Raw genomic sequence first — 9,463 nt, 5'->3', positions numbered from 1 at the left:
AGACTGTCACTCCTTTTACATGTTCCAAGTGTGGCTTAAGCCATGATGCAGTGTCGAAATACGAGATATATTGTTGAATTTATCCCCAAACCCCCGCAGGTCGAAAACAAAAAAAGTATGAACAACGGAAAATTGTTCACAACTTTATCCACAGGCTGTTGATAATATTATGGGTCAGATCACATATTCACATCCAAAAGTAATACAATCATAGCAAAAGAAACCCCGCATTTCAACGTATCGCGTGATTTTATCCACAAATTCAATAACTTGTGTATAATTTTTAGTCACAACACAATATATTGTTTATAAACTGTTTAATTTTCGACAGAATGACCCAAAAACCAAAAATGTTTTATACACAGGTTATCCGTCAAATGATGCCAAATTGTGTGTAAAAGTATTCTTCGTTTGTGAATAACCTTTCTGTGGATAACCGTGAAGTGAAAATGAAGCATGATTGAGATCGGAAAAAGAGTGACCTCTGACCCTCGTGTTTTCTTTCCAATGTGGCTAGGGTAAAACCCATGAATTTAAGTGTCTTGGTGGGCGACGGAGAGGGGAGTAAACTCATGCCTTTAATTGAACATGATGAGTGGTATATTTTCTGGGCAGATGGTAATTCTGTCATCAGTGAATGATAAGAATAATGGATCAAGAGGACTTCATTTTAAGACATATGTAATGTGAATTATCAGGATCACGAGGTAAGCTGATGCTCTGATATGGAGGTTGAAGTGTATGAATGTATAATATGAATTCAAAGGATAGATTATGCGTGTATAGCAAAAGAGGGTGTCCTCTAAAACCGATTTTTGGTTTTTAGAGGACACCCTCTTTTTTTGGTGCAGCGACGAAGTATGGATTGATGATTTAGAGGCGGGGAAGGGACATCTTACGCTGGAATTCAGCGATATCTGCGTATTCCTCTTCCAGTTTGCGAGAGATCCGAATAAAGATGGGCAGCAGCTCTTGGTAGAGTGCAGCATTCTCTTTGACAGGGGTATGCCGATGCGTTGTACCTACCATGGAAGAAACGGCATGGAGCGATTGGATCCGCCCTGTAGCGTACAAACCAAGCACGACGGCACCCAGACAGGAACTTTCGAAGCTCTCGGGTACAACCACTTCCTGATTGAAGATATCAGACATCATCTGGCGCCAGAGAGGAGAACGCGCAAACCCACCTGTGGCTTGAATGGAGGTAGGTTGCCCAATCTGTTCTTCCATGGCGAGCAGTACCGTATATAGGTTGAAAATAACCCCTTCCAGGACAGCACGGATCATATGCTCTTTTTGGTGATGGAGTGTTAAGCCAAAAAAGGAACCACGGGCATCCGGATTCCATAAAGGGGCACGTTCGCCCGAAAGGTACGGATGAAACAGAAGTCCTTCCGATCCCGGCCGGACACGTTCGGCAATTTTGGTCAGCACATCATAGGAATTGATGCCAAGTCGTTTCGCTGTCTCCACTTCAGACGCGGCGAATTCATCCCGCACCCAACGAAACAGCATGCCACCGTTATTCACAGGTCCACCAATGACCCAAAGATTCTCTGTGAGGGCATAACAGAAGGTTCGACCTTTGGGATCGGTAACCGGACGGTCCACGACAGTGCGAATGGCCCCGCTGGTTCCGATGGTTGCTGCGACAACACCAGGTTCAATGGCGTTTACGCCGAGATTGGATAAAACCCCATCACTTGCGCCAATAACAAAGGGCGTAGAGGGGGAGAGAGCCATTTTTTCAGCCGATTCATGATTCATTCCTTCTAATATATATGTTGTAGGTACAAGCTTCGAGAGATGGTTGGGTGTAATGCCTGCAACCTCAAGGGCCTCTGCGTCCCAGTCCAGTTGTTCCAGATTGAGCAAACCTGTGCAGGAAGCGATGGAATGGTCGACGACATATTGTCCGAATAGACGGAAGAACAGATATTCTTTAATCGAAATAAATTTGGCGGTACTCTCAAAAAGTTCAGGTTCATCGTGGCGCAGCCACATTAATTTGGTCAGCGGTGACATGGGATGGATCGGTGTACCTGTGCGCAGGTAGATGCGATGGCCCAATCCATTCTCTTGCAGCTCGGCAGACCAAGCTGCACTTCGATTATCCGCCCAAGTGATGCAACGAGTTAAGGGTTTGTTATCCTGTCCCATGGCAATGACACTATGCATAGCCGAGCTGCAGGATACAAACAGGATCTTCTCGGCAGCAACACCACTCTGATCCATGACTCCTCGCACAGAGCGTAGGGCTGCTTGCACAATCTCTTCAGGATCCTGCTCGGCAACATTGGGTGCAGGGGTGTACAAAGGGTATTCCTGCGTTGAGGTACTGACGACGGAGCCTTGCTCGGTAAATAACACGGATTTGGTACTGGTGGTACCAATATCGATCCCAATCATGTAGTTGTTCATATATTTAATCCTTCTTTCTCCAGAAAGCGATGAGATTTTAATTTCTTTCTACTATATAGAGACCATTTATACCACTGTACTCAGGAGCAAAATAAAGATCAGTCCCACCACGGATAATAGTGTTTCCATAACGGTCCACGTTTTCAAAGTTTGGGCGACGCTCATATTAAAGAATTCTTTGATCATCCAGAATCCCGCATCGTTCACATGGGACAAGATGAGTGACCCTGCACCTGTGGCGAGTACAACCAACTCAATATTAGCCCCTGGTGTGAGTGCAAGCACTGGAGCGACAATGCCGGCAGCTGTTGTCATGGCTACGGTGGCTGAACCGGTAGCTACACGAATGAGCGCAGCGACAAGCCATGCAAACAGGATCACGTTGATGTTGGCATGGGTAGCGACATCAGCAATGGCGTTACCTACACCACTATTGATCAATACCTGTTTGAAGGCACCGCCTCCGCCAATGATGAGAATGATGGTCGCCGTAGGCGCCAGACATTCACTGGTGAAGCGAGAAATATCGTGTTTGGTGAATCCACGTGCAAAGCCGAGTGAAAAGAGGGCAAATACAACTGAAATGAGCAGAGCAATGATCTCATGACCGATAAATTCACTAAAAACGGTGAAGCCGCTCGTGGCATTTGGGTCAATAATGCTTGCAATGGAACCAATCAGCATCAAAATGACCGGCAGCAATATGGTAAACAGGGTAATACCAAACCCAGGCATGTTGCTGTTTGTTTTGGTTGCGAATTGTTCAGCCAGTTCTGCTGGCGGTTCGGTGTGTATTCTTTTTCCAATAAATTTACCAAACAAAGGACCTGCAATAATCGCTGTAGGAATACCAACAATAAGGGAGTACAGAATGGTTTTACCCAGATCCGCGCTGAAGGCTTCAATCGCAATCATTGGCGCTGGATGGGGTGGGACCAAACCGTGTACAGTCGACAGACCCGCCAAAATGGGAATACCAATCTGCAGCAAAGACATGTTGGTTTTACGTGCAACGGTGAAAATGATAGGGATCATCAAAATTACACCGACTTCGAAGAAAACAGGAATACCAACGATAAATCCAACAATCATCATCGCCCAGTGCACACGTTTCACACCAAACCGATCAACTAATGTAGTTGCAATGCGCTCGGCACCGCCAGATTCGGCCATCATCTTACCAAGCATTGTACCGAGAGCAATAACAATTGCGATGGTTCCAAGTGTGCCGCCAAGTCCCCCGGTAATGGAAGAGATCACATCAGCAGGTTTCATGCCTGTAAGCAAACCGAGCATTAATGCGGACAACAGCAGGGTAATAAAGGGATTCCATTTATACTTGGAGATCAAAACGATCAGAAAAACGATTGCAATTAACGTCCAAACCAATAATGTTGCGTTGTGGGATAGTCCAAAAAGAGTGCTCATGATGTTGTGTGCTCCTTTATTTCTGATATAGAACGCTTACAAGTGAAATTATCGTCAACAATTAAATGTGTACCAGTATCGCAGAAGGTGTTGGCGAAAAATGTAGTTTTATCATGTCCAAATTTGAAACAAAATCGCATTTTGTATACTTGTCGACAAGTTAAGTCGCAATCAATCACGACGGATATGATTGCAAACGCCTTGCATCGATTAAGAATCAAAGCTTTCGTGCAGGGTTTTGCCAGAATCTTGGAAATACGTGCGAACTCCAGCCTGAATGAGCATCTTGTCACCTGATTCAAGTGCTTCAACGAGCAAACGGTGTTTCTCAATTACAGCGCTTACTTTCTGCTCGCCTTGAACAAATACTCTGCGCGTCGTGAGCAGCATAACGGTCATCACAACATATCGAATACTCTTCCATAGATGTGAAATACGGGAATGCTGAGCAGCTTCAATGATGGTCTCGTGGAAAACGAGATCCTGATAGGCAAATTCGACAGCGTCCTGATGTCGTCCAGCAAGTTGCATTTTGTCGATCACGTTACGCAGCTGGGTGATTAATGATTCCGGGACATCACCCGCGAGTCGCTGCTGCACAAAACTTTCAATCAAGAAACGGACATCATACAATTCTTCGACATCCTTGATTCGTAGTCCAATGACAACGACACCCATACGTTCAAGCCGAATAAGTCCTTCATTGGACAATGTCCGTAACGCTTCACGGACAGGTGAACGACTGCTGTCAAAATCAGCCGCAATTCGATTTTCCGACAAAATCTCTCCAGGTCGAAGGGTACCGCTGATGATCCGCAGCCTTAATTCGCAGGCAATGGCTTCACCACGGGAAGCCCCTTGAAGCCAGGAAGAAGGAAATAACATATGCTAACGCTCCTATTAATAAGTAATCAGTTCATTACTGATCATAGCATAACTATTTTGCGGACTGGACATTCAGTTCAATCCATAGTCTGTAGCTACAAGCTAACGGCTAATATTTTTTCAAAGGACTACTAAAGGCAGGCAAGTAAATCAGCTTCATCCATATACTTGTATACAAGATGTGATTTTTATCCTACACCTTTCTCAAAAGCTTGTAAACCTTAATTAAAGCGGATACAACTGAATTAGAATTCGACGATATTAATAGTCTATAATCATTATCCACATGTGAATAAGTTTAAACAGGATGAAATGAAGGAGATAACAGGTATTGGAGGTTGTGGATAACTATAAATGCTGAAATAGGGTGATCTGATCAGGGCCTGGGGATAACTTTCAGGTCTCTCTTCGGGGCTTGGTGCTGGTATTGAAGTGGACGAACTGTGGTCATTACTTTGGGTGGGATGAAGAGTGTATATAAAAGAGGGAGAAGCCTTGAGCCATGCAGTTGACTTTTCCAGGTGATCATGGTTAAATATATAAAGGTGTTTTCTGTGAAGATGAAAGTGATTCATCACATAAGTATTTCCTTGTGAGGAGGTGCAATACATTGAGACCTACATTCAAACCGAACGTTAGCAAACGTAAAAAAGTTCATGGTTTCCGGAAAAGAATGAGCACGAGCAACGGCCGTAAAATTTTGGCCGCACGTCGCCTTAAAGGCCGTAAAAACCTGAGTGCTTAAGCATTGAAGACCACCGAGGTGGTCTTTTTTTCTTAATTAGCTCAAATCAGACTGGATGCTGCTACAGATCAGGTCTGAATGGTCTGCGAAAAAGTGCTGAACACACATGATGTATGTTGAGTGAGTTTTCCATTTTTCGAAAACTTACCTTATATAATGATGAATCGTTGATAGGTTTAAATGGCCAATCAACATTCATCCGGATGAATGCTGATCAGTTCAAGTAGCTGATTAACAATCATCCCAAATGAAGTTGTCGCCAAGGCGGTTTACCGTCATTCAAGAAAGCCTATACTAAATCAGTAATGAGGCCTCCGTCAATAACATTGGTGGAGAAGAGCAAGGAGAAGCGCCGTGTATAAAAGACTGCGTCTACGAAACCGGGCGGACTTTAGTCGCGTATACCGGTATGGGAAATCGTTTGCCAATCATCAATTCGTGGTGTATGGCTGTCGCCGTAAAGATACGGAACAATTTCGGGTCGGCGTATCATGCAGCAAGAAAATCGGAAACGCTGTCGTACGCAACCGGATGAGACGCATGATCAAGGAAATTGTTCGTCATCATGAGCATGAGATCGTCACGCAGATGGATCTGATTTTTATCGTCAGAAAAGGTGCACTGGACATGCCCTATAAGGAAATGGAAAAAAGCCTGCTACATGCGATGCGAAAGGGCTCTCTTTTGAAGTCGAGCAAGCGGTAAGCTTCGGTTTATTTGTCCTCCTAATTATGGTATGATTTTACGATGGAATGGAATGGTTAAGAGAGGGGTTATGAAGTGTCGCGATTGAAGACATCAAAGGGGAAGTGGATTCTCCTCATTGCAGTCATTGCAATGGTCACTGTGCTCGCCGGATGTACTCCACAAGGAGCCGGGGTTACTACGGAAGATCTGAAGAATAGTGGCTCATTCTGGCAAAGCAATGTTGTGTACTGGTTCTCACTGGCGCTGGATACATTCGCCAACTGGTTTAACGGTGAATATGGACTGGCCGTCCTCGTGATGGTGCTTATTGTACGGACATTGATTTTACCATTAACAATTAAGTCGATTCGTAGTACTCAAGCAATGCAGGCTATTCAGCCACAGTTGAAGGAGATTCAGGCTAAGTATAAAGATACGCCTGAGAAAGTTCAGCAAGAAACGATGAAGCTGTTCCAAGAAAATAAAGTGAATCCTGCTATGGGCTGTCTTCCAGTACTGCTTCAAATGCCAATTTATATTGCACTCTACAATTCAATTTACGGAAATTCCAGTCTAAGAACCCATGATTTCTTGTGGCTTCAACTTGGATCACCGGACCACTTGTTTATTTTGCCGTTGCTTGCTGCAATCACTACATTCATTCAAACATGGATGATGATGCGTATGAACCCAGCACAGCAGATCGGTCCAATGCAGTTAATGCTTTGGGTGTACCCAATCTTGATTTTCGTAATGTCGTATCAATTCCCTTCAGCATTGCCGCTTTACTGGTTTTATAGCAACGTCTATACAATCATTCAAAACTATTTCCTATACCGGAATAAAGCCAAAGTCGTGGCTGAGGTCAACGTGAAGCAGAATAGCTCTTCCAAAAATGGAGCTAAACGCAAAAACGGTGGCAAAGCGACCATCTCTGGAAAAGGGTCGAAAGGGGCCAAAAAATCGAAATGACCAAAGTCATTACGTCAGGAAAAACCGTTGAAGATGCTGTAAACCAAGGATTGACCGAGCTTGGCGTGAGTCGGGACAAGGTCGAGATACAAGTGTTAGAGCAGCCGTCAAAAGGATTCCTGGGTTTGATCGGGGTGAGGGCGGCCAAAGTTGAAGTGACATTATTGCCTGTACCGGAAGTTGTTCCACAGCCGATCAAGCCAGCTGCATACAAGCCTGAAGTAGATGCATTACTTGAGGATGTCGCAGCTAAAAATCCCTATGAAGAAGCGGCTGCTTTCTTGAAAGAGGTCGCAGCAGGTATGGGACTGGATGTTGAAGTGCATATCAAAAAACAGCGGGATGGACATATCTTCAATATTGCCGGTGAAGATCTGGGAATGATTATTGGCAGACGTGGACAGACGCTGGATGCGCTTCAGTATCTAACGAACATTGTAGCGAACCGATACTCGGAAAGCTTCGTTCGAATTGTGCTTGACGCGGAGAATTTCCGTCAACGTCGGCGGAAGACGCTGGAGGATCTGGCTGAACGGTTGGCCGGACAAGCCATCCGTACTGGCAAGGAAGTTGTACTGGAGCCAATGCCTCCGCTCGAACGAAAAGTCATTCATGCAAAACTGCAAAATCACCCGCAGATTAAGACATTAAGCAAGGGCGAGGAGCCTAATCGGCGTGTGGTTATTACGACGAAATAACACGAAATTGGATACGCAATGGCTTCCTGCCCGGTGCAGAAGCCATTGCTTTTTTCGTACAGAAGCAATTTGGTAAGGTACGTAGAACAAGTGAAGAGTGAACTTAATACGATAAGTGACATGTCATATGTTATAACATTAATAGATATGAAAATGGATATGGCGTTCCCCGAGGGACGGCAATTTAAAATAGAGCAAGGAGAGATAACCATGATCAGTGATACGATCACAGCGATATCAACGGCTGTCGGAGAGGCGGGTATCGCCGTTATCCGGGTCAGCGGCCCGGATGCAGTGTCGGAGACGGAAAAGATTTTTCGCAGCAAAACCCCTTTAACTCAGGCAGCATCTCACACGGTTCATTATGGTCATGTTGTAGATCCTACGAACGGTGAGAAGATTGAGGAAGTGCTGGTTACGGTAATGAGAGCACCGCGCTCGTTCACAACAGAGGATGTTGTAGAGATCAGTGCGCATGGTGGTGTGGTATCGGTCAAACGAGTCATGGATCTGCTGTTACAGCTCGATATTCGTCTGGCTGAACCCGGTGAGTTCACGAAGCGTGCTTTCCTCAATGGGCGAATTGACCTGTCCCAGGCCGAAGGCGTCATGGACCTCATCCGTTCCAAATCGGACCGAGCTTTCTCGGTTGCCCTGAAACAAGTAGAAGGTAAGCTATCCTCCAAACTGCGTGATCTGCGATATACCTTGGTGGAGACACTGGCTCACATTGAAGTGAATATCGATTACCCCGAACATGATGTGGAGTCGTTAACGTCTGATTTCATTAAAGAGAAGTCCAGTCAGGTCATGACTGAAATTGATAAATTGCTGACTACAGCAGAGCAAGGAAAGATACTGCGAGAAGGGATCACTACAGCTATCGTTGGACGACCTAACGTTGGTAAATCCTCATTGTTGAATACACTCGCCCAGGACAATCGTGCCATTGTAACGGACATTCCTGGTACAACTCGTGATGTGATTGAGGAGTTCATTACAATTAATAATATCCCGCTTAAGTTGCTGGATACGGCAGGAATACGGGAAACGATGGACGTTGTAGAGAAGATTGGCGTAGAGCGCTCTCGTTCTGCTGTTAATGAAGCCGATCTGATCTTGGTCGTTGTGAATGCTGCAGAGCCGCTTCATCCAGATGAGATTGAATTGTTAGAACAAATCCGCGGTAGACAATCGATAATCATTATGAATAAAATGGACTTAACGCCACAGGTAGAACGTGACGTGCTGCTTCGTTACATTCCGGAAGAACGGCTTGTGCCGATGTCGGTGAAAGATGATCTGGGTGTGGATCGCTTGGAAGAAGCAATCTCAACATTGTTCTTCAGCGGTAAACTGGAGTCGGCGGATCTCACGTATGTTAGTAATGTGCGTCATATTGCATTGCTCAAAAAGGCCAAGCAATCTCTTGTAGACGCATATGAGGCAGCAGAACAGTTCATACCTATCGATATGATACAGATTGATGTACGACTTGCTTGGGAGCACCTAGGTGAAATTGTAGGAGATACAGCGCATGATGCATTGATTGATCAGATTTTTTCCCAGTTCTGTCTAGGAAAGTAAATAAAGTCTGAAGGGAGTTTAAAGTGTACCCTTTGTAAAG

At 44.9% G+C, this 9,463-nt stretch carries 8 protein-coding genes; 5 read left to right on the top strand and 3 right to left on the bottom strand.

Annotated elements, in window-relative coordinates; all coding sequences use genetic code 11:
- Positions 1–873: 873 nt before the first annotated feature.
- From gntK to MKZ13_RS31300, 3 genes are all read right to left on the bottom strand, one after another.
- Positions 874–2,421: a gluconokinase gene (gene gntK, locus MKZ13_RS31310; RefSeq protein ID WP_339180943.1), complete on the bottom strand. Its 1,548-nt coding sequence runs from the start codon at positions 2,419–2,421 to the stop codon at positions 874–876.
- A gap of 66 nt (positions 2,422–2,487) precedes the next feature.
- Positions 2,488–3,849 (bottom strand): gluconate:H+ symporter, encoded by a 1,362-nt coding sequence (locus MKZ13_RS31305; RefSeq protein ID WP_221820254.1) that lies wholly within the window; start codon positions 3,847–3,849, stop codon positions 2,488–2,490.
- Positions 3,850–4,059: 210 nt separating this feature from the next.
- Positions 4,060–4,734, bottom strand: a complete 675-nt coding sequence (locus MKZ13_RS31300; protein WP_017691412.1) for a GntR family transcriptional regulator — start codon at positions 4,732–4,734, stop codon at positions 4,060–4,062.
- A gap of 610 nt (positions 4,735–5,344) precedes the next feature.
- Between MKZ13_RS31300 and rpmH the strand changes: the two genes are divergently transcribed.
- The 5 genes from rpmH to mnmE all read left to right on the top strand — a co-directional run bounded on the left by rpmH (position 5,345) and on the right by mnmE (position 9,423).
- On the top strand, positions 5,345–5,479 hold the full coding sequence (rpmH, locus tag MKZ13_RS31295; RefSeq protein WP_017691413.1) for a 50S ribosomal protein L34: 135 nt from the start codon (positions 5,345–5,347) through the stop codon (positions 5,477–5,479).
- A 354-nt stretch (positions 5,480–5,833) separates the two neighbouring features.
- Positions 5,834–6,184: a ribonuclease P protein component gene (gene rnpA, locus MKZ13_RS31290; RefSeq protein WP_036611981.1), complete on the top strand. Its 351-nt coding sequence runs from the start codon at positions 5,834–5,836 to the stop codon at positions 6,182–6,184.
- A 75-nt stretch (positions 6,185–6,259) separates the two neighbouring features.
- The gene (locus tag MKZ13_RS31285) at positions 6,260–7,138 is read left to right on the top strand and encodes a YidC/Oxa1 family membrane protein insertase (protein ID WP_339180940.1); all 879 of its coding nucleotides are present in this window, start codon (positions 6,260–6,262) and stop codon (positions 7,136–7,138) included.
- Positions 7,135–7,836, top strand: a complete 702-nt coding sequence (gene jag / locus MKZ13_RS31280) for an RNA-binding cell elongation regulator Jag/EloR (RefSeq protein ID WP_339180937.1) — start codon at positions 7,135–7,137, stop codon at positions 7,834–7,836. The genes MKZ13_RS31285 and jag overlap by 4 nt, the downstream gene beginning before the upstream one ends.
- Positions 7,837–8,046: 210 nt before the next feature.
- Entirely contained in the window at positions 8,047–9,423 is a 1,377-nt protein-coding gene (mnmE, locus tag MKZ13_RS31275) for a tRNA uridine-5-carboxymethylaminomethyl(34) synthesis GTPase MnmE (protein ID WP_339180935.1), read from the top strand.
- The last annotated feature ends 40 nt before the right edge of the window (positions 9,424–9,463 follow it).

The organism is Paenibacillus sp. FSL R5-0701 (genome assembly GCF_037973995.1).
Lineage (GTDB): Bacteria > Bacillota > Bacilli > Paenibacillales > Paenibacillaceae > Paenibacillus.
Note: the sequence above shows the minus strand (reverse complement) of the source record. Positions and strands in the feature narration are given on the sequence as shown.